Source organism: Microbispora sp. NPDC088329 (genome assembly GCF_040685655.1).
Classification (GTDB): domain Bacteria; phylum Actinomycetota; class Actinomycetes; order Streptosporangiales; family Streptosporangiaceae; genus Microbispora.
Genome location: NZ_JBFBIP010000001.1, coordinates 244,377 through 264,066 on the forward strand (window position 1 = coordinate 244,377; position 19,690 = coordinate 264,066).

At 72.2% G+C, this 19,690-nt stretch carries 18 protein-coding genes; 4 read left to right on the top strand and 14 right to left on the bottom strand.

All coding sequences use genetic code 11. The annotated features are described in order from the left end of the window. Positions 1-43: 43 nt before the first annotated feature. The 8 genes from AB0O28_RS01245 to AB0O28_RS01280 all read right to left on the bottom strand — a co-directional run bounded on the left by AB0O28_RS01245 (position 44) and on the right by AB0O28_RS01280 (position 10,357). A complete protein-coding gene (locus tag AB0O28_RS01245; RefSeq protein WP_363634977.1) occupies positions 44-1,363 on the bottom strand; it encodes a HAMP domain-containing sensor histidine kinase in 1,320 nt (439 codons plus the stop codon). Then, positions 1,360-2,049: a response regulator transcription factor gene (locus AB0O28_RS01250; protein WP_363634979.1), complete on the bottom strand. Its 690-nt coding sequence runs from the start codon at positions 2,047-2,049 to the stop codon at positions 1,360-1,362. Before AB0O28_RS01250 ends, AB0O28_RS01245 begins: the two co-directional genes overlap by 4 nt. A 130-nt stretch (positions 2,050-2,179) precedes the next feature. Beyond that, positions 2,180-3,505 carry a cation:proton antiporter gene (locus tag AB0O28_RS01255; protein ID WP_363634981.1) on the bottom strand — a complete coding sequence of 442 codons (1,326 nt, stop codon included), beginning with the start codon at positions 3,503-3,505 and terminating at the stop codon, positions 2,180-2,182. 52 nt (positions 3,506-3,557) lie between these two features. Next, positions 3,558-4,901, bottom strand: a complete 1,344-nt coding sequence (locus AB0O28_RS01260) for a cytochrome P450 (RefSeq protein ID WP_363634983.1) — start codon at positions 4,899-4,901, stop codon at positions 3,558-3,560. Further along, on the bottom strand, positions 4,895-5,938 hold the full coding sequence (locus tag AB0O28_RS01265) for an alpha-hydroxy acid oxidase (RefSeq protein ID WP_363634985.1): 1,044 nt from the start codon (positions 5,936-5,938) through the stop codon (positions 4,895-4,897). The genes AB0O28_RS01260 and AB0O28_RS01265 overlap by 7 nt, the downstream gene beginning before the upstream one ends. Positions 5,939-5,943: 5 nt before the next feature. Beyond that, a complete protein-coding gene (locus AB0O28_RS01270) occupies positions 5,944-7,512 on the bottom strand; it encodes an NAD(P)-binding domain-containing protein (protein ID WP_363634987.1) in 1,569 nt (522 codons plus the stop codon). A 101-nt stretch (positions 7,513-7,613) separates the two neighbouring features. Next, on the bottom strand, positions 7,614-9,266 hold the full coding sequence (locus AB0O28_RS01275; protein WP_363634989.1) for an AMP-binding protein: 1,653 nt from the start codon (positions 9,264-9,266) through the stop codon (positions 7,614-7,616). 206 nt (positions 9,267-9,472) lie between these two features. Further along, positions 9,473-10,357, bottom strand: coding sequence for a GNAT family N-acetyltransferase (locus tag AB0O28_RS01280; protein ID WP_363634991.1), 885 nt, complete (start codon positions 10,355-10,357; stop codon positions 9,473-9,475). 152 nt (positions 10,358-10,509) lie between these two features. On the opposite strand from AB0O28_RS01280, the gene AB0O28_RS01285 reads away from it, so the two are divergent. Then, positions 10,510-11,178 carry a GNAT family protein gene (locus AB0O28_RS01285; RefSeq protein WP_363634993.1) on the top strand — a complete coding sequence of 223 codons (669 nt, stop codon included), beginning with the start codon at positions 10,510-10,512 and terminating at the stop codon, positions 11,176-11,178. 110 nt (positions 11,179-11,288) lie between these two features. On the opposite strand, the gene AB0O28_RS01290 is transcribed toward AB0O28_RS01285, so the two are convergent. The 3 genes from AB0O28_RS01290 to AB0O28_RS01300 all read right to left on the bottom strand — a co-directional run bounded on the left by AB0O28_RS01290 (position 11,289) and on the right by AB0O28_RS01300 (position 14,028). Then, positions 11,289-12,455, bottom strand: coding sequence for an MFS transporter (locus tag AB0O28_RS01290; protein WP_363634995.1), 1,167 nt, complete (start codon positions 12,453-12,455; stop codon positions 11,289-11,291). Between the two features lie 22 nt (positions 12,456-12,477). Further along, complete coding sequence (locus AB0O28_RS01295) at positions 12,478-12,939, bottom strand: PPOX class F420-dependent oxidoreductase (RefSeq protein WP_363634997.1); 462 nt, start codon at positions 12,937-12,939, stop codon at positions 12,478-12,480. Between the two features lie 93 nt (positions 12,940-13,032). After that, positions 13,033-14,028, bottom strand: a complete 996-nt coding sequence (locus tag AB0O28_RS01300) for a GntR family transcriptional regulator (RefSeq protein ID WP_363634999.1) — start codon at positions 14,026-14,028, stop codon at positions 13,033-13,035. 136 nt (positions 14,029-14,164) lie between these two features. Between AB0O28_RS01300 and AB0O28_RS01305 the strand changes: the two genes are divergently transcribed. The 3 genes from AB0O28_RS01305 to AB0O28_RS01315 all read left to right on the top strand — a co-directional run bounded on the left by AB0O28_RS01305 (position 14,165) and on the right by AB0O28_RS01315 (position 16,345). Next, the gene (locus AB0O28_RS01305) at positions 14,165-15,268 is read left to right on the top strand and encodes an FAD-dependent monooxygenase (RefSeq protein WP_363635001.1); all 1,104 of its coding nucleotides are present in this window, start codon (positions 14,165-14,167) and stop codon (positions 15,266-15,268) included. A gap of 164 nt (positions 15,269-15,432) precedes the next feature. Further along, positions 15,433-15,624: a DUF5999 family protein gene (locus tag AB0O28_RS01310; protein WP_363635003.1), complete on the top strand. Its 192-nt coding sequence runs from the start codon at positions 15,433-15,435 to the stop codon at positions 15,622-15,624. 172 nt (positions 15,625-15,796) lie between these two features. Continuing rightward, positions 15,797-16,345 carry an ATP-binding protein gene (locus AB0O28_RS01315; RefSeq protein ID WP_363635005.1) on the top strand — a complete coding sequence of 183 codons (549 nt, stop codon included), beginning with the start codon at positions 15,797-15,799 and terminating at the stop codon, positions 16,343-16,345. On the opposite strand, the gene AB0O28_RS01320 is transcribed toward AB0O28_RS01315, so the two are convergent. From AB0O28_RS01320 to AB0O28_RS01330, 3 genes are all read right to left on the bottom strand, one after another. Further along, positions 16,308-18,785 carry a LuxR C-terminal-related transcriptional regulator gene (locus tag AB0O28_RS01320; RefSeq protein ID WP_363635007.1) on the bottom strand — a complete coding sequence of 826 codons (2,478 nt, stop codon included), beginning with the start codon at positions 18,783-18,785 and terminating at the stop codon, positions 16,308-16,310. The two genes, AB0O28_RS01315 and AB0O28_RS01320, sit on opposite strands and share 38 nt — an antisense overlap. A 102-nt stretch (positions 18,786-18,887) precedes the next feature. Next, positions 18,888-19,115, bottom strand: coding sequence for a hypothetical protein (locus AB0O28_RS01325; RefSeq protein WP_363635009.1), 228 nt, complete (start codon positions 19,113-19,115; stop codon positions 18,888-18,890). A 58-nt stretch (positions 19,116-19,173) separates the two neighbouring features. Next, on the bottom strand, positions 19,174-19,647 hold the full coding sequence (locus tag AB0O28_RS01330; protein ID WP_363635011.1) for an NUDIX hydrolase: 474 nt from the start codon (positions 19,645-19,647) through the stop codon (positions 19,174-19,176). Positions 19,648-19,690: the final 43 nt, after the last annotated feature.

Here is a 19,690-nt window from a genome sequence, read left to right on the forward strand (position 1 = left end):
GGTGGCGGAACCGGTCCTCGACCGAATAGCTCGGACAGCCGCTTCACGCGCCCCCGTCGGCGGGGCGGGGAGAAGTCGCCTCCGGCGTCCTGTTCATCTCGCTTCGCACCTGCTGGGGCAGCAGGATCCGGGACGTGCGCGGAACGAGGTCCGGCACGGCCCGTGGGAGGCTGATGGTGAAGGTCGCACCGGCCCCCGGCCGCCCGTCCACGTCGATCGTGCCGCCGTGCGCGTCCATCACCTCGCTCACGAGAGCCAGGCCGATGCCGAGACCTCCGGTGTGCGGCCTGCCGACGTGTCTGGCGAGCAGGCGCTCGCCGTCACGCGGGTCCAGCCCCACGCCGTCGTCCCGCACGCTGAGCTGGACCACATCGGGACCCGAATAGACGGTCATCCAGATGTGCCCGCCCGGGGAGGTGTGGCGGAGCGCGTTGTCCAGAAGCGCGGAGATCACCCGGCGCAGCGCGGACTGCGCCCCGCGCACGACGTGATCACCCGGCCCCCTGCGCAGGTCGATCGTCACTCCGCGCTGCCCGGCGCGGGCCGCCTCGGCGCCGGCCGACTCCTCGGCCAGCGCGCCCAGGTCCACGGGCCCGGACGGCTGACGGTCCTGCCTGAGCTGGGTCGACAGCAACAGGTCCTCGATCACCTCACCCAGCTGGCCGATGCCGGTGACCAGCCGGTCGACGTCGCCCGCGACGAGACGGGGATCGGGCTCCCGCTTCAGGCGCCGCGCGGCGAGCTGCGCACGGACGTGCAGACGGGTGAGCGGGGAGCGCAGTTCGTGGCTGACGTCGGCGGTGAACCGGCGCTGCCGGTCGAGGGCCTCGCCCAGCGGAGCGATCGCCCGGCGGGCGAGGATCTGGCCGATCAGCAGCGCCGCCAGCAGGGCCGCGATCTCGGCGGCGCCGAGCACGCGCAGCAGCCGCTGCCGCTCGGTCATGGGGAAGTACAGGTCCATCACCGCCTGCAGGGGCACGTCGCCGCGCCGCTGCGTGCGGACCAGGTACGTACTGCCGCCGATCTCCACGACATCGACCCGGGTGCGGCCGTCGGCGGCCACCCGGTCGAGGGTCTCGCGCACCGGCAGGCCTTCCGGCGCCCCCGGGGATCCGCGCACGGTGTTCGCCCGCAGTTCGAACAGCCAGACGCAGGGCGGCGGGTGATCCATCGGTGCCGACTGCGCGGCCACGGCCAGGTCCCGCCGGGCGGTGGCGTCCTGCTGGTCGACGACGACGCCGTAAACCAGGGCGCCCAGCAGGGCGATCGCCAGCGAGAACGCCGCCGCCACCTGTGCGGTGATCCGGCGGCGGGCCCGTGTCAGCAGGCGCCGCTCCGGGTCGAAGGACCGTGATCTCGTCACAGCTCACCCAGGCGATACCCCACGCCCCGTACGGTGCGCACGACGCCGGACCCGAGTTTGTTGCGCAGATAGTAGACGTAGGTGTCCACGATCGACTCGGTCGTGGCGCTGTCGAAGACCCGCTGCCGCAGCGAGGTGCGCGTGTGCACCTGCCGGGGGCGGGCCGCCAGCGCGTGGAGCAGCCGGCACTCCTGGCCGGACAGCGTCACCTGTTCGCCGGACGGCATCCGTACGGTGCAGGACGCGGAGTCGAGCCAGCCGCCGCCGAGCGGCAGCAGCGCGGCCTGGTCCAGGTTCCTGCGGTGCAGGGCCCGCACCCTGGCCAGCAGTTCGTCGATCTCGAACGGCTTGACCAGATAGTCCTCGGCGCCCGCGTCGAGTCCGGTGACACGGTCGGCGAGGGCGCCGAAGGCGGTGAGCATCAGCACCGGCACAGTGACCGCCTTGCGGCGCAGCCGTCTCAGCAGATCGAGCCCGTCGACCACGGGAAGCCCGCGGTCGATGACCATCGCGTCGTAGTCGCGGCTCAGCCCCAGGTGCAGGCCCCGCTGGCCCTCCAGCGCCAGGTCGACCGTGTATCCCTGCTCGGTGAACACGTCGACCAGCATGTCGCCCAGCTCGCGGTCGTCCTCAACGAGCAGCAGGCGACGGGAGCGCGGTTCGGATGTCCCCGGTATCCGTGCCACCGCACAACCGTGGCACTTGTATCAGGAAATATCCAGACTTCGGCCACGCCCCCGGCGCCTCACCCCAGCACTCTGCGACTTTCCGGGGCCGCCGTGTGAAACTAGATGAAATTACAACTAAACCGGTTTCTCACACCGTCACGCGCGCCTGCCCGACCGCGCTCTCCGCCGTGCTCGCTCTCTCAAGGCGCTCCGGCAGCGCCAGTTTGTACAACGGCAGGGCTCCCGCGGTCGTGAGCACGGCCACGAGGACGAGCATCGCGAAGACCTCCTGCGTGATCATGCCCTGCGCGAGGCCGATGTTGATGAAGATGAGGATCATCAGCCCCCGGGCGTTCATCATCGCGCCCACCGCCCACGATTCGCGCCAGCCGAAGCCCAGCGCCCTCGTCGGCAGCGCGCAGCCGAAGTACTTACCGCAGAAGGCCACGGCCAGGATCACCGCGAACGCCAGGAGCGCGGGGCCGCCGGCGATGCCCGCGAGGTGCGTGTTCAGCCCCGAGAACGCGAAGAAGACGGGGAGCAGCAGGGTCGAGACGACGTCCATCATCCGGCTGTGCAGAGCGGCGCGGAACGCCGGATCGCGCGGCATGGCCAGCCCGGCGACGAAGCCGCCGAACACCGAGTAGACGCCGATCAGGTCGGTGAACCAGCCGGCGGCGAGCGGCACCAGGATGATCACGTAGACGGCGCCGCCGCCGAGTTGCCCGGTGGCCGCGACGCGGCGGCCGAGGGGACGCAGCAGCGGGGCCACCACCCCGAGCATCACCACCGCGAACACCGCCGCCAGGGCGATGGTGCGCAGCGTGTCGCCGGCGCCGCCGCCCAGATGCACCGCCGACAGCGCCGCGAGCAGGCACCACGCCACGGCGTCGTCGATGGAGGCGGCCAGCAGAGTCAGCCTGCCCACGCGGGTGTTCTGCAGCCGGCGCTCGTAGAGGATCCTGGCGAGCATGGGGAACGCGGTCAGCGACAGCGCTCCTCCCAGGAACAGGGCGAACTCCCACCGGCCGACGTCCGGACGGGAGAGGCGGTCCCACAGGACGAGGCCGACGGCGCCGCCGAGGAGCATCGGAGTGCCGATCCCCGACACCGCCAGCACGCTCGCCTTGCGGAACTCGCCCGGCGACCGGGCGTCGTGGTCCATCCCGGCCCCGACCAGGAACATGTACAACGTCAGGCCGAGCGTGCTGATCACGTACAGGACCGGCCTGACCTCGGTGGGGAACAGCGCCGCCTCGGCGCCGGGGAACAGCGCTCCGAGCAGCGTCGGCCCGAGCAGGACGCCGGCGATCATCTCGCCGACCACGCGCGGCTGCATCACGAGATTGGCCAACCGGCCGCACACCGCGGCGGTCAGCAGGATGACGGCCAGGGCCGGCATCACTTTGAGGGTCAGTTCCAGGTTGGCGTCGGCAGCGGGAGCCGCGGCCAGGGGAAGGGCCGGAACGAGCATGACGGAGCTCCTCCGATCGTGGTCGGATCTGACACCGGCAGGCGCCGGTCACTCATGAGCCCGCGGGGCGGGCCTCGCCGGAGAAGTGGCGCTCGCACAGCCGCAACCGGCGCGCGTCCCAGACCATGTACGTGCCGAGGACGAGCTGCACGAGGCTGCGCCACAGGTCCTCCCAGCCGTCCCAGAACCGCATGAACAGCAGCGTCAGGCGGTGTCCCGGCCCACGCCGGGCCGGGAGGGGCGTGAGCAGGCATGGTCCCCGGTTGGGCAGGGACCGGCTGTGGGAGGCGGTGGAGTCGAGCCGGTACGCACGGAGGATCTCCCGCACCGCGACCCGCATGGCGAGCGGCGCGAGCCGCCACGCCGGGCAGGGGCGGTTCGCCGGCATGCCGAACGGGACGTGGTTGAGCTCCCTGATCGGGGCGTGACCGGGGGCGAAACGCCCGGGGTCGAAACGCCCGGGATCGGGGAAGCCCGCGCGGTGGAACGCGGGGTAGTCGAAGCACAGCACCGAACCGGCCGGGATCGTGACCCCCTCTCCGACGGGGATGTCGCCGGTGGTGACGCGGTGCGCGATGCCGAAGAGCGGGTAGAGCCGCAGCGTCTCGGAGATCACCTGATCCAGGTAGCGGTCGTCGCCGTCACGCGCCCCGGCCTGTACGTCCGGATGCTGTGCCAGTGCCATCAGCACGTGCGCCATGGCCTCCGACATCTGCACGACGGCGGTGTTGAAGAAGGCGCCCTGGAGATACAGCGCCTGCTCCCTGGCCGTCAGGCCCGCCGGGAGCTCCTCCCGGACCCGGGGCAGCGACTCCACGAGATACTCGGTCAGCCGGTCACGCCGGTCCATGTGCCGCAGGCCGCAGCACTTCAGGGCCGTCACGACGTCGTCCGCGTTGCCGACGATCAGGTCCCGGGCGTGCGGCGGGCAGGGTTCGCCGAACACGAGCTCGTAGGAGAACTCGGCCCACACCGGCATCATCAGGTCGCGCAGCCGGACCGTCCCCCGCCTGCCTTCCATCGCGCGGGCGACGCAGCGGCGGGTGAGCTCCTCCACCCGTGCCCGCGGCACGGACAGGACGCGGCGGGTGGCGAGGGCGACGGCGTCGTACCGCTCCCCGGCCTCCAGATGCTCCTGGTGCATCTCGGGTCCCGGCGACAGCCAATACCAGAACAGGTCGGACAGGGCGGCGCCCCTGCTGCGGCCGGAGGCCGCCGGATGGGAGTAGACCTCCCTGAACCGATCCACGCCCACCAGTTCGCCGGGCACGGTAATGCTCTCGTCGCCGTTGATCCTCGTGAACACCCAGCCGCGCAGCGCGACGACACGCCCGGGGAGCCACCGGGGGAGGCTGATCACGACGATCGCCGCGACCACCCACACCGCCGTCAGCATCGCCGCACCAGATCCGGTCCGAGCTCGCACAGCGAGGCGACGCCGCACAGGGTGAGCGCGTGCTCGACCTCGTCCCGCAGCAGCCCGAGCACCCGGCAGACGCCGCGCTCGCCGTCCGCCGCCAGGCCCCAGATCACCGGGCGGCCCAGCGCGACCGCGGACGCGCCCAGCGCCATCGCCGTGACCACGTCGGTGCCGCGCCGGATCCCCCCGTCCACCAGCACCGGTACGGCCCCGCCGACGGCGGCCACGATCCCGGGCAGCAGATCGACGGCGGCCGGGACCGTGTCGAGCTGCCGCCCTCCGTGGTTGGAGACGTACAGCGCCGACACGCCGTGGTCCAGGGCGAGGCGCGCGTCGGCCGGATGGGTGACGCCCTTGAGCACGATCGGCAGCCTCGTCATCCGCCTCAGCAGGCCGACGTGCTCCCAGGAGATCTCCGGCGACATGACGATCTGCCGCACCGTCCCGGGGCCGCCGTCACGCAGGTTCTCGCAGCGCATGCCCTCCGGCAGGTCGTCGAAGCCGTTGCGCGCGTCCCGGTCACGGCGTCCCCGGGCGGGGGAGTCGACGGTGACGACCAGCGCCGCGCATCCGGCCGCCTCGGCCCGCCGGACGATGGCCTCGGTGAAGGCCATGTCCGGCTGGACGTAGAGCTGGAACCACAGGGTGGCGCCCGGCGCGGCCGCCGCGACGTCCTCGACGGCGACGGTGGCGGCCATGCTCACGATCATGACGGTGCCCGCGGCGGCCGCCGCGCGGGCGGTGGCCTTCTCGCCCTCGGGATCGGCCAGCCGGTGGAACGCGGTCGGCGCCACCAGCACCGGCATGGACACCGGCCTGCCGAGCAGGGTGACCCCGATCCGCGGGCTCCCCGTGCCGCGCAACACGCGCGGCAGCAGCCCGAGCCGGGCGAACGCCGCCTCGTTGGCCCGCACGGTGATCTCCTCGCCGGCCCCGCCGGCGAAGTAGTCGTAGTGGGCGGGGTCCAGGCGGTCCCGGGCCGCCGCCTCGAACTCCCGGATGGTCGGGCGCATGGTCGTCACACCGAGACCGGCAGGCTGTGGTGGGCGAAGAAGTCCCTGAGCGGCCGGACGTGCACCTGCTCGGACGTCCAGTCGTTCTCCAGGTTCTCGGTGACGTGGTGGACGGCCTCCACCACGCCGCCCCGGTAACGGCGTACGACCGGGTGGAGGTAGTGGCCCTCGTGGGCGCGGGCCGCGTCGCTCTGCCGGATCCGCCCGACCGAGACGTCGAAGGGATCCACCTCGTCGTGGCCGGGGCCGTACTCCAATGTGATCGCGAAGTGGCCGTCGTCGCCGATCGGCGGGCCCTGCAGGTCGACCGGCAACTCCTCCAGATAGCGCGCGCCGCCGCGCCCGTCCGGGACGATGACGTCGGCCAGCACCCCGAACTGCTGCCACAGCGCCGAGCTGCGGTTGACCCGTTCGATCACGGCCGCGGCGAGCGCGTCCGGATCGCCGGGCAGGTCGCGGCCGGGCCAGTCGACGCCGTGATACCGGTGTTCCAGGGCGCGGTGCAGGGCGCGTACGCCGTAGCGGAAACCGTGGATGAACCCGTTGGTGCCGCGCTTGAAGTCGCGCGACTGGGTGATCGTCCCGGCGAAGTGGAGATCGGGCACGTTGACCGACTCGAACGCCGGGGTCAGCGCCGGGAACCTGTCCCCGATCGTCAGCTCGGGACGGCACTCGGAAGAGAAGATGGAGGCGTCGAACCGGAATCCGGTGCAGACGAGCACCCGGTCGTACGGGATGTCCTTGGTGACCTCGTCGGCCCGGACGAAGGCCACCGTCACCACGTACGAGCCGTCGGCCCGGCGCTCGATGCGCCTGACGTCGCCGTCGAGCACGGCGTTCTGCAACTTGAGCTGGTAGGTGTCGAGGAAGTTGTTGTTGAACGCGCGCAGGTGCCCGACGAAGTGGGTCCGCCAGGCCAGCTTGACCGAGTGCGGTCCGGCCACGTGGATCACCGCGGCGGTCTCGATGAGGTTGTCGGCGGTCTCGAAGGCCGAGTTGGCCTTGCCGATGACGAGCACCCGCTTGCCCGTGTAGTCCGCGGGGTCGATGGAGTGGGTGCTGTACTGCTCGGCGGTCTCGATGCCGGGGATGGCCGGGATGTTGGGCCGGGAGACCCCCGTCGCGACGATCACCCGGCGTGCCCGGTACGTCCGGCCGTACTCGTCGGTCAGCAGGAACGGGCCCCCGGCGTCCGGGCGCGCGACCTCGGCGATCCGTGCGTCGTACGTGACGTGCAGGCCCAGGACGGCGGCGTAGTCCTCCAGATAGCGGACGAAGTCGTCGGCGGCGGGGAAGTAGCGGTCGCTGTAGCGGGTGAACAGGAGATCGGGGTTGTCCGACAGCAGCGAATTCCAGTCCATCCGGAGGTTGAGCTCCGGATCGTCCCATCCGGTGTGCTTCTTGTTGATGGAGATGAGCTTCCTGTGGCGGGGAAAGGTCCGGAAGAACGCGCCGGGTTCGGGCGCCGCCTCCAGGATCCGGTAGCTCCGCCCCGTCCGGTGCAGGAAGTGGCCCATCTGCAGGCCTGCCGGTCCGGCGCCGATCACCAGGTAGTCCAGAGTGTTGTCCGGCACTGACGCCTCCCTCACTGGGGTGGTTGAAGTTTCACCAGTGTTGGCCGGGAATTCTCAGAGATCGATCAGAGCGCGGAGATCGATCGGAGCCCGGAGTTTGATCAAAACGGGGAGGACACGTACTGCTCCAGCAGGGCGCGCTTGTCCGGTTTGCCGCTGGCCGCGACCGGCACGGCGGACACCGTCGTGATCGTCCGGGGGACGCTGTCGGCGCCGAGCTCGGCGCGGACCAGCTCCGCCAGGGCCGCGTGGTCCGGGGTGCGGCCCGGAGCGGGGACGACGAACGCGTGGACGGCCTCCCCTGTCCGCTCGTCCGGCGATCCCGTCACGTACGCCTCGGCCACGTCGGGATGACCGGCCAGCGCCCGCTCGATAGGACCGGCGTACACGACGATCGCGTTGACGATGATCACGTCTCTGGTCCGGCCGGCCAGGTGCAGCAGACCGTCGTCGTCGAGGTGGCCGAGATCACGGGTGCGCAGCCAGCCGTCCCGCAGCACGTCGCGGGTCTCCTCCGGCTGATCCCAGTAGCCCGCCATGAGGAAGGGGCTGCGCACGTGGATCTCGCCGGTGCGTCCCGCCGCCACCGGCCGGCCCTTCTCGTCGCGCACGCTGATCTCCACATCGGGATGCGCGCGGCCGACCGATGCCGCCGCGCGGTCCCGCGACCGGGCGAGCTCGGCGGGAGTGAGCATGGAGATGACGCCGGCCTCGGTCGCGCCGTACGCCACGTGGACGACGGGGCCCAGCCGGTCCGCCGCCTCCAGCAGCCGATGCCGGCTGACAGGCGATCCGGAGACCGTCAGCGCGCGCAGGCTGCCGACGTCGACCGCCTCCTCGCGGAGCAGGTCGAGCATCTGGCACAACCGGGGCACCGTCACGATCGCGCCGGTGATCCGGTGCCGTTCGACGGCGTACGGGAACAGCGGCCGGCCGTCCTCCTCGGGAATCACCGCGGTGCCGCCGCCGAGCAGGCACGCCGCCAGGAAATCGAGCACCACCAGGCTGGACAGGGTGCCGAACAGCAGATAGCGGTCGAAGGACTCGGCGAAGCCGGGGGCGACCGACGACCAGCCGCGCTGGCAGGTCCAGTGTGCGGCGAGAGCCCGGTAGGTGAGAGCGCAGCCCTTCGGCCGGCCCGTGCTGCCGCTGGTGAAGGTCAGCAGGGCCACGTCGTCCGGGCGTGCCGTGACGGCCGGGAAGCCGTCGCCGCCGGGATGGGCCAGGAGGTCGGCCGCCCCGTCCGCACCGGGGGTGGGCCCGAGCGTCAGCACGGTGGCCGGCCTGGTGGCCGTCTCGGTGGCCGGCTCGATGGCCGGCTCGGCGGCGCGGAGCAGTTCCGGTGTCGCCGTCGAGCGGTCGAGAACGACGGCGTCGACTCCCGCGCCGAGCACGTGTGCGAGCTGACCGGGCGCGTATCCGGGCCGTACGCCCACCACACGGCAGCCCAGCACATGCGCGGCCACCTGCGCGGCGAACCCCTCCGGCGAGACGCCGGTGCTGACGGCGACGCCCCGGCCCGGGCCGAGGCCCGCATCGCGCATGGCCGCGGCCATGCGCCCGATGAGCTCCAGCAGCTCGCCCCGGGAGACGATCCTGTCGCCGTGTTCGAAGGCGGCCGTGCCGGGCGAGCCGCGCAACGCCTCCAGCAGCACGCCCGGAAAGGCACCGGCCGCGTGCTGGTTCAGCGACTGGCTGTGGTCGGAGGGCTCGCCGCGTTCCTGGTGTAAGGCGCGCGTCGCGGGGTCCCGCATGTCCGGCTCCTTCGTCTCGCGAGGCACCCGACCGCAGCGACGACACGACCGGCTGCGGCCGAGCGCCGGGTTTCCACCGGCTGTCGCCCGACGACGGTAGACGGCACAGATCAGAGACGGATCAGAACGACGCGTGCAGCGGCAACCCAAGAACCGGCAACCCGAGAACCGGCAACCCGAGAACCGGCAACCCGTGGATGGCGAATTCAGCCCATCGCCACCGTCAGCGGCGCGAACACCCTGGTCCGGTCACCGGGCAGCGGCCTGCCGCCGTGGACCATGAAGGACGTCCAGAACGCCTGCGACACCCCTCGGTCGCCGAGCCAGCCGAGCAGGCCGGGCCGGGTACGGTCGACCTCCACGCGTACCGGGCCGTCGGCGGTGCGGGCCAAATCGGTGATCAGGGCGCGGGCGACCTCCTCGCCGCCGGCCACGACGGGTCCGATCACCAGCGTGCTCAGATTACGCCACATGCCGGCGTACCCGATCAGCCCCGAATCGTCCTCCACGACCCTGACCTGCTCGGCGAAGTCGAACAACCGCGCCAGCAACGCGGACCGGTCGGCGCCGAAGACCTCGGCGTCGAGGGCCAGCAGGGCGGGGAGGTCGCGGCCGGGGTCGGCGGGCCTCGACCGGACGGGATCGCCCCCGGCGCGAAGACGCCCGACCCGCGCCTCCGCGACACACAGCGTCTCGAACCCGAGCTTCTCGTACAGCGGCCGGCCGGACTCCGTGGCCCAGAGGAAGACGACCGCGTCGCCGGCCGCCTCGAGCGCGTGCGTCATCAGCCGCCGGCCCAGCCCGCGCCCGCCGTACCGGGTGGCGACGAGCATCATGCCGATGCCCGCCGCGGTCGTGTCGTACCGGGTCAGGGTGACGGTTCCCGCGAGCTCTCCCGACGGGGCGTCGATCCCGTAGCCCTCGCCGTTCTCCAGGATGAACAGCCACTTGCGCCGCTCGGGACCCCAGGCGCGGTCCTCGCTCAGGGCGAGACATCGATCCAGGTCCTCGGGGCCGAGCCGGCGAACGGGAAGCTCGGCGGCCGGGGTGGTGAGCGGGTCGGCCATGGACGTGTACGCCTTCCTGTTCATGGACGTCCCTGTGCTGCGGAGCCGGTGCGACGCCTGCGGTGCTGTGCGGGGCATCGAGGCTAGCCCGGCCCCCGCGACGGGCGAAACCGGTTTTCCGGCCGTTCGCCGATAACCGGATGCGACACGGCGGCGGGCATCGTCAGGATCGACGTATGCGACACTGGCCGCTCTTCGCGCTGCGACTGACGACTCCCCGGCTGGAGCTGCGCCTGCCCGATCTCGACGACCTGGACGCGCTCGCCGACCGAGCGGCCGAGGGCGTCCACGATTCCGATGCGATGCCGTTCGGCGTGCCGTGGACGGACGCCCCGCCACACGAGCGCGCCCGCTCCACCGTCCAGTTCCACTTCCGGCAGTGGGGCGCCTGGTCCCCCGGCGACTGGAGCTGCTGCTTCGTCACCGTGTGGGAGGGCCAGGTGGTCGGCATGCAGGCGATGAGCGCAGTCGACTTCGCGGTCACCCGCGAAATCTCCACCGGCTCCTGGCTCGGACAGCGCTTCCAGGGCCGGGGTATCGGCACCGAGATGCGCGCGGCGGTCCTGCATCTCGCCTTCGCCGGCCTCGGCGCGCGGTACGCCCGATCGTCCGCCTTCACCGACAACCCGCGCTCGCTGGCCGTCTCCCGCAAGCTCGGCTATCGGGACGACGGCCTTTCCGTCCACACGCGCAGGAGCGAGGCCGTTCTTCAGCAGCGGCTGCGGCTGTCCCGCGAGGAGTGGACGGCCCCCGGCGGGTTCGGGATCCACGGCCTCGAACCCTGCCTGCCCCTGTTCGGCATCGACGCCCCGGACGGGCTCACGGGTGCAGGGCGAGCCCCCTGAGCACCTGTTCACGGTGTTCCTGGAGGCCGCATACGGCCGGCTCGACGAGCGGCATCTCCTCGGCTGCGACGGCCCGTACGGCGGCCCGGTCGTGGCCCTGCCGGTCTGGTTCAGGCCGTCCACCGCCCGCGCCTGCCCGCGTACGCGGCGGCCCCCGCGAGCAGCCCGGCGAGCAGCAGGTAACCCGAGGTCAGGGACAGCGCGGTCGCGGCCGCCCCGACAAGGAGCGGGCCGCCCGCGTCGCCGATCTCTCGGCCCACCTCGGCGCTTCCCATGGTCTGGCCCATGCGCGCGGGAGGTGTGGCCTCGGCCAGAACGGCGAATCCGAGCGGAGTGACCAGCCCGATCCCCGCGCCCGCCGTCGCCGCCGCGAGGACGAGCGGGGCCACGCCCGGCACGGCCGCGAGCGCGAAGGCCGCCGCGCAGAGCAGCAGCCCGGTGGCCAGGCCGTGGACCGGGCTGATCCTCCTCGCGTCGAGCGCCCGGCCCGCCAGTGGCTGGGCGACGGCGGCGCACGCGGCCAGCATGGAGACGACCACACCGGTCGTGATCGGCCCGAGTCCGTCCGCCCGGCCGGACACCGGCAGGAAGCCGACCCCCACGGACAGCGCCGCCGTCCCCGCCGCCAGGGCCGTCACCGGCCGCAGGAACCCGGGATCGGCGAGACCCCGGGTGAGGTCGCCCACGGTCTGCCTGGTGCGCGGCAGCGGCGGCACCGGGGGCACCGTGAGGGCCGCCCAGCAGGCCACCGCGGCGGCCAGCACGGCCATGACCGCGAACAGCGAGCGCAGGCCGCCCGCCGCGACGACCGCCCCGCCGAGGAGGGGGCCGAGCAAGTAGCCGATGCTCTTGTAGAAGCCGTACGAGCCGAAGGCCCGGCCGCGCGCGGTCTCCGGTGTCAGCCGCGCGACCAGCGCGGACGCCGCGGGTGAGAACGCCGAGGCCGCCGCGCCCTGTCCCAGCCTCGCCGCCAGGAGCCACCCGGCGTCGGCGGGACCGTGGGACCGGGCCGCCACCACGTAAACGCCCGAGGCGAGAACGAACGCGACGAGGCCGCCCACTAACACCGGGCGCGGTCCGATCCGGTCGGCCAGCGTGCCGAACGCCGGTTTGAGCACGACCTCGGCGCCGTCGTACAGGGCGAGCAGCAGGCCGAGCCGGAGCAGGGACGCTCCCGCGCCGTCACCGGCCACGCCGAGGTTTGCCGCGATGCCGTGCGCGCCGAAGGCGGTGGTGAACCCGGCGGCGTACAACGGCCACAGCTTCGCGCGGCTCAATGGCCGGTTCGGAGACGGCCCGTCACGCCAGGCGCGGGGGGAATCCGCCGGTGGCCACCGGCCCCCAGGACGTGGGGGTGATCCGCACCAGCGACTTGCCCTGGCGGACCATCGCCGCGCGATACTCGTCCCAGTCGGGGTGCTCACCGGAGATCGAGCGGTAGTACTCCACCAGCGGCTCCAGGGCCTCCGGCAGGTCGAGCACCTCCGCCGTGCCGTCCACCTGCACCCACGGCCCGTCGAAGTCGTCCGACAGCACGAGCACGCTCACCCGCGGGTCGCGGCGGGCGTTGCGGGTCTTGGCGCGTTCGGGGTACGTCGACACGACGATGCGGCCTTCGCCGTCGACTCCGCAGCTCACCGGGGACGCCTGAGGGCCGCCGTCACGTCTCGTCGTGATCATGATCGCCTTGTGGCGATCACGCAGGAAGTCGAGCAGCTGCTCACGGGAGACCTTGTCGGCGGTCGCGATCCTGGGGCTCAAGCCTTCTCCTCGCCTTCGGCTGTGAGCGCGGCGTACGCCGGACGGTGTGCCGGGCTGGTTCGCCCGCCGCGCTCGCTCATGCCGCCACTTTAATCACCGTCCGGAGTCGCGGCTCCGCTCCACCAGGCGGGTGACGCCGTCGAGCAGGAGACGCATGCCGAGCTCGAACAGGTCGTCGAGGCGGAAGTCGTACCCGTCGTCGCCCAGTGCGCCGATGACCCGGGCGAAGGCCGGGTAGCGCCCCGACTGTGCGATGGCGGTCAGCGCCGGTCCCTGGACGTCCATCCACTGGTCCTCCGACAGGCCGGTCGCCGCCGCGATCTGCGCCTCGCGCTCCAGGTTGATCGCGAGGCCCTGCACATGGCTGTAGAGCAGGATGTGGACGTCCAGCACGGTCGCCGGATCGAGATCGAGGCCGTCGAGGGCGGCCAGCGCCCAGTCGGCGTGCACGGTCAGTCCGGGCAGCGCCAGCGGCCTTCCGAGCGGGCTCAGCTGCGCCAGCCAGGGATGCCGCCGGAAGATCGCCCACAGCGTGCGGCCCGCGACCTCCAGCCGTTCCCGCCAGCCCTCGGGTGGATCATCGGGATAGCCCAGTTCGCCGAACGCCGCGTCCGCCATGAGCAGGATCAGGTCGTCCTTGCTTCCGACGTACCGGTAAGGGGACATGGCCGAGACCCCGAGCCGGGCCGCCACACCACGCATCGACAGTGCGGGCAGCCCCTCGGCGTCCGCGATTTCGACGGCCGCGCGTACGACGCGCTCGCGGGTCAGGTCGCGTTCGGCCCCCGCTCCCGGCCGCCGCCTGACCGCGTCGGCGTCGCGTGAGACCGGCGCCGTCGTCCGATCTTCACGCGGCGCGGCCGGCGGGAGAGCCGGGGGCGGCTCCGCGACGACCGTGCCAACGCGGGGTTCGGCGCGGACCACCCCTTCCCTGCGCAGTTCGGCGAGCGCCTTCGTCGCGGTGGCGAGCGCGACCCCCCACCGGGCGGCCACCTGCCGGGTCGAGGGCACCCGATCGCCGGGCGCCAGCTCGCCCTCGACGATCATGCGCCTGATGTCGGCGGCGATCCTCACGTACGGCGGCGTCACGTCGATCTCCTTCTCTGTACTAGGACAGAACCTAACTGTCCTAGTACAGAAATCCCCGATTGTTGCTGGTTGCGGAGCTGTTGCTTACATCGTACATTCAGTGCGCATACGGCATCCACACCCCCTGGGAGCTTCGATGGACAACGTGCTCGTCTCCGGCGCCGGTGTCGCGGGGATCACGCTCGCCTACTGGCTGCGTCACCACGGTTTCGCCCCGACCCTGGTGGAGCGCGCACCCGGCCTGCGCGCCGGAGGACAGGCGATCGACGTACGCGGCGTCGCGCTGGAGGTCGCCGGCCGCACCGGCGTCCTCGATGAGGCACGGCGCCTGCGCACACGTCACCGCGGCATGTCGGTGCACGACGGCGAGGGCAACGAGATCATGCGCTCCGAGGAGATGACCTACAGCAGCGGCCGTCTCGACAACGACGACATCGAGCTGCTGCGCGAGGACCTCACCCACCTGCTGTACGAGCGGACACACGGGGACGTCACGTTCCTGTTCGGCGACTCGATCACCGCGCTGGAGCAGGACGACCAGGGCGTGCTGGCCCGGTTCGAGCACGACGAGCCGCGCCGGTACGACCTCGTGGTGGGCGCGGACGGACTGCACTCCACGGTCCGGCGGCTGGCCTTCGGGCCGGAGCGGGAGTACGTCCACCACCTGGGGACCTACCTGGCCGTCTTCAGCATGGACAACGTCCTCGGGCTGGAGGACTGGCAGGTCTGGATGCAGGACGGAGAGCGCGGGTACGGCGTCTTCCCTGTCAGGGGGAACACCGAACTGCGGGTCAGCCTCGGCTTCCGGTCGGAGCCGCTCGACCACCGGGACCCCGCCCGGCTCCGGGCGGCCCTGGCCGAGGCGTTCGCGGGCGCGGGCGGGGAGACGCCGAGGCTGCTGAAGGGCATGGAAGATGCGGGCGACTTCTACTGCGACTCGATGGCCCAGATCCACATGGACCGGTGGTCGTCAGGACGGATCGGCCTTGTCGGCGACGCCGCCTACTGTCCCTCCCCCCTGTCGGGCCAGGGCACGAGCCTCGCCCTCGTGGGCGCGTACGTGCTCGCGGCCGAGCTGGCGGCGGCGGGAGGCGCACACGAGGCCGCCTTCGCGCGCTACGAGGAGCGGATGCGCCCCTTCGTGGCGCTCAACCAGGCGCTGGCCACGGAAAACCCGGGCCACGGGGCCTCCGGGGAGTCGGTCGATCGGGCCAAGGACGCGATCTCCCTGGACGGGTGAGGGCCGCGCACGCGGTTTACCCGCCGTCTACCTCGGCTCCACCCCCTACCTACGTATCCCCCGAACAGGTATCGATACGGGTGTTTTCCCCCTCCTCTCCCCAAGACGCGAGAAGGCAGTCTGAAAACGTCACCAAGAGTGCATGAGAGCCAGGGGGACCGATCATGTGCCAGCACCACCCGCAGTGCCCGCCGGCGGATGCTCCCGACCGTGACGCTGCCTGTCTGATCGCCTTCCACCCGGAGCAGGGATGGGGATTGCTCTGCAACGGCGTGGTGCTCTTCGAGGACAGCGGCGAGCTCATGCCGGATGGACGGAGCACTCCTGCTCGCTCGTCTCTGGCGTACGCCGCATGAGCGAGCGCGGCGAACGATTCAGGAGACACGGCGCCTGGCGAGGTGCCGAACCGCGCGCCTCCGGCACGACCGAACCGCGCGCCTCCGGCACGACGGAATTGCGCGCCTCCGGCACGACGGAACCGCGCGCCTCCTGCACGACCAAACCGCGAGCCAAAGGTGAGGGAAAGGCATGAGCGTGATCTACTGTCCCGTCCAGGACGAGTCACCGTCGTCCGCGCACGACGGTGGGGCGCCCGCCGATCTGCCGCGCCGGCATTCCGTGATCCGGCACCGCTGGGCGACGTTGCGGCAGCGGGTCGGCGACTTCACGATCCGGATCGCGGACGATCTCGACGTCGAGTCGGCGTCCTGGCGCCTGCCCGCCGGCGCCGCCTCCGCCGGGCGGGCCCGCCGGCTGACCCGCGAGCGCCTGAGCGCCTGGGGACTGGAGAAGCTGTCCGACGTGGCCGAACTGCTGGTGAGCGAGCTGGTCACGAACGTGCTGTGCCACACCTGCTGCGGCGACCTCGTCGTACGGCTGTCGGCCGTCGAAGGGCTGCTGCGCTGCGAGGTGGAGGACTGCGACGGCGTGCTGCCCGAGATGGCCCGGCCGTCCGCCGGTGACGAGAACGGGCGCGGACTGCGGCTGCTGGACTCGCTGGCCTGTTGCTGGGGCGCGGAGCGCACCCGCCAGGGCAAGATCATGTGGTTCGAGCTGCCGGCGTACGCCCTTCGCTGACCGGGCCGCCGACCGAACCGCCACCCGAACCACCGCTTGGGCCGCCGCTTGGGCCGCCGGCCGAACCGTCGACCGAACCGTCTATCGGGTCGTTCCCGCCGTCCGCGGCCGGACCGCCGGGGCGGTCGCTCAGCCGCTCCTTGATCCAGGCGGCCACCTGGGCGCGGGACTTGAACCCGAGCTTGTCGAGGATGTGCTCGATATGGCCTTCCGCCGTGCGCTGGGAGATCACCAGTCTCCCCGCGATGTCCTTGTTGCTCAGTCCCTCGGCGACGAGGTGCGCGATCTCGGTTTCCCGCCGCGTCAACGGCGCGATCCGCCCCTCGATCGGCGCGGGCCCGCGGGCGGCGGGCGTCCGCTCTCTCAGGGCGTACGCCAGCGCCTCTTCCCGCGTCAGCGCCGCACCTTGGGACACCTCGGCCAGGAAGGCGCGCTCGCCCAGCGCCTCGCGGGTGGCCGTCTCACACTCGTCGTGCAGGCGGCTCATGTAACGGAACTCGGCCAGCCGCTCGCCGACGGCCTGCCAGAACGTCCGTACGACGCCGAGCAGCCGGGCCGCCCTCTCGTACTTATGCTCACCCGCGGCGAACCAGGCGTGGGCCTCCAGGTTCATGCCCATGCCGAGCTGGTCGCCCACCGCCGTGTTGTAGCGCAGGCTCTCGTTGTCGCACTCGCAGGCCGCGCGCATGTCGTCCCGGCGCCAGGCGTCGATCGCCAGCGCCAGCAGTGCGTACGCCCGGTGCCAGCCCTCGCCGTACAGGTCGCACAGGGCCACGCACTCCTCGGCGAGGTCGCGGGCGGCCGGGCGGCCGAGGAAGGCGTTGGCCAGCGCGAGCCGGTTGAGGGCCAGCGCGAGACCGATGGGGTTGCCGACGGCCCGGTGGGCGGCCGCCGCCTCCTCGTACCGCCGCATGCCGCTCTCCAGGTCGCCCTCGCACACCGCCGCCATGCCGGACAGGAACGCGATGTAGCCGAGCGTCACCCGCAGCCCGAGCCGCCCGGCGATCGCCGTGGCCTCCTCCAGCCGTGCGAGCGTGGTGGCACGGTCGTCCCTGAGCAGGGCGATCCAGGCGCCCGCCCACAGCGCGTGGGCGCGCACCTCGCCGGGTTCCGTGGCGGCGGCAAGGCTCCGGTCGAACCAGCCGGCCCCCTCCGACAGGTGATAGCCACTCCAGTGGTAGAGCAGTTCCGCGGTCATCGCCAGGCCCGTCCCGGCCTCTCCCGGCTCCCGCAACGACCAGTCCAGGGCCTTGCGGAGGTTGGCGTGGTCGCGCTGCAGGCGTTCCACCCACGACTGCTGGGCGGCGCTGAACAGCTCCGCCCAGGCCCGTGAGGTGATCTTCCGGTAGTAGTCGCGGTGCCGCCGGTGCAGCGTCGCCTCGTCCCCGGAGGCGGCCAGCAGCTCACGGCCGAACTGCCGCACCGTGTCGAGGAGGCAGTAGCGGACCACGCCGTCGTGCTCCCGGCGGAGCAGGACCGACTTGTCGACCAGCCCCGCGACGAGTTCGAGCACGTCCTCGCGCGCGATGCCGTCGCCCGCGCACACCTGCTCGGCCCCTTCCAGGTCCAGGCCCCCGACGAAGACAGAGGCCCGCTGCCACAGCAGCCGCTCCTGCTCGGTGCACAGGTCGTAGCTCCACTCGAACAGCGCGCGCAGCGTACGCTGCCGGGGCAGCGCGGCCCGCGACCCCCCGGTGAGCAGCCGGAACCGGTCGTCGAGACGCTCCAGCACCTGGCTCACCGACAGGACGCGCAACCGTACGGCGGCCATCTCGATCGCCAGGGGCAGGCCGTCGAGCCGGCGGCAGATCTCGGCCACCGCCGCCTCGTTCTCCTCGGTCACCTCGAACCCGGGGACGACCGACGCGGCCCGCTCGGCGAAAAGCCGGACCGCGTCCGACTCGGCGAGCGGCACCGCCGAGTCACCGTCCGGCTTGGGCATCGACAGCGGCGCCAGCTCGACGATCTGCTCGCCGTCGATGCCGAGCGCCTGCCTGCTGGTGGCGAGGACCCGCAGCTCGGGCAGCGCCCGGACCAGCGTGTCGACGAGCACCGCGCACTCGGCGAGCACGTGCTCGCAGGTGTCAAGGATGAGGAGTGTCTGACGGCCCCGCAGGGATTCGACCAGCGTGTCGAGCGGCGGCCGGGTCGAGCGGTCGTTGACCGACAGCGCCTCGCCCACCGCCTGCGCGAGCAGGGCGGAATCCTCCAGCGCGGCCAGTTCGACCAGCCGCACGCCGCCGGGGAAGCTCCTGCGGACCTCCTCGGCCGCCCGCAGCGCGAGGCGGGTCTTCCCCACCCCGCCCGCGCCGATCACCGTGACCACGTGCGCGGTTCCAAGCAGGCGCTTGAGCTCGGCCAGCTCGTGCCGGCGCCCCACGAAGCTGGTCACCGCCGCAGGCAGCCCGGCCGGTTCCCCCCTGGCAGCTCTCGTTCGCATAGCGGTCATGACGTCCACGCCGCCCCCGTCGTCCGGTGCGCCACGGCCTCGTGGCACTACCAGCGTACAAACGCCTCGGGGACCGGCTCGGGGGCGGCGGGGTCAGGCCCGTTCCATCCGCCGCAGGATCTGCTCGCGCCTGACCTGCAGGTCGTCGATGAGCGCCTCCTGCTGCTCGACGTTGGTCAGCAGGGTGGATCTCTCCGCCATGTCAGTCGGCGCGTCCCAGCTCTGCCCGATCTCCTCGCGTATCTGCGCGGTCTCCTTGCGCAGACGCTCGATCTGGGCGTCCACCTCCTCGAGCTCCTTCTTGAGCTCCGGATCGTCCATGCCTCACCGTCCCGTTCGTCACTCCGGTTCGGTCACCCCATTCCACGAGGACGGGAAACTATTCGGCGACGGCGGCAGGGAGGTAGACCGTCTCCCCGGTCTCGCGGGCCCGCTGGGCGGCCGTCAGCCGGGCCACCAGGTAGCCCGGCATGAGAGAGGCGGCCTGCTCCGCGGTGAAGAACCCGTAGTCGTCCAGCTCCTCCTCCTGCAGGACGACCCCCGTGCCGTCTTCGAACGTCCCGCAGTCGAACAGGAAGTGGACCAGCGGAATCGGCCGGTCGTGCAGCGGCGGCACCCACTGCACCACGAGCAGGCGACCCACCGGCCGGGTGACGCCCAGCTCCTCCGCCAGCTCACGGCCGCAGGCCGCCTCGGGCGATTCGCCCTCGTCGACGTGCCCGCCCGGCCAGCCCCAGTGGTCGCGGTAACCCGGTTTCACGAGCAGGACCCGGCCCGAGGAGTCGGTGACGAAACCGGCCGCCGCGGCGGCCACCTTGAACAGCCCCGCGTAGAAGGCGTCCGCCGGGATCACAGCAGCTCCGATCGCATGCCCTGAGCCTAATGCGGGACTTCCC

Coding starts and splice junctions, on each gene's coding strand:
- AB0O28_RS01255 (WP_363634981.1), bottom strand. CDS start 3,505: ATGCTCGTTCCGGCCCTTCCCCTGGCCGCGGCTCCCGCTGCCGACGCC.
- AB0O28_RS01285 (WP_363634993.1), top strand. CDS start 10,510: ATGCGACACTGGCCGCTCTTCGCGCTGCGACTGACGACTCCCCGGCTG.
- AB0O28_RS01280 (WP_363634991.1), bottom strand. CDS start 10,357: ATGAACAGGAAGGCGTACACGTCCATGGCCGACCCGCTCACCACCCCG.
- AB0O28_RS01260 (WP_363634983.1), bottom strand. CDS start 4,901: ATGCTGACGGCGGTGTGGGTGGTCGCGGCGATCGTCGTGATCAGCCTC.
- AB0O28_RS01315 (WP_363635005.1), top strand. CDS start 15,797: ATGAGCGTGATCTACTGTCCCGTCCAGGACGAGTCACCGTCGTCCGCG.
- AB0O28_RS01325 (WP_363635009.1), bottom strand. CDS start 19,115: ATGGACGATCCGGAGCTCAAGAAGGAGCTCGAGGAGGTGGACGCCCAG.
- AB0O28_RS01310 (WP_363635003.1), top strand. CDS start 15,433: ATGTGCCAGCACCACCCGCAGTGCCCGCCGGCGGATGCTCCCGACCGT.
- AB0O28_RS01320 (WP_363635007.1), bottom strand. CDS start 18,785: ATGCGAACGAGAGCTGCCAGGGGGGAACCGGCCGGGCTGCCTGCGGCG.
- AB0O28_RS01305 (WP_363635001.1), top strand. CDS start 14,165: ATGGACAACGTGCTCGTCTCCGGCGCCGGTGTCGCGGGGATCACGCTC.
- AB0O28_RS01275 (WP_363634989.1), bottom strand. CDS start 9,266: ATGCGGGACCCCGCGACGCGCGCCTTACACCAGGAACGCGGCGAGCCC.
- AB0O28_RS01265 (WP_363634985.1), bottom strand. CDS start 5,938: ATGCGCCCGACCATCCGGGAGTTCGAGGCGGCGGCCCGGGACCGCCTG.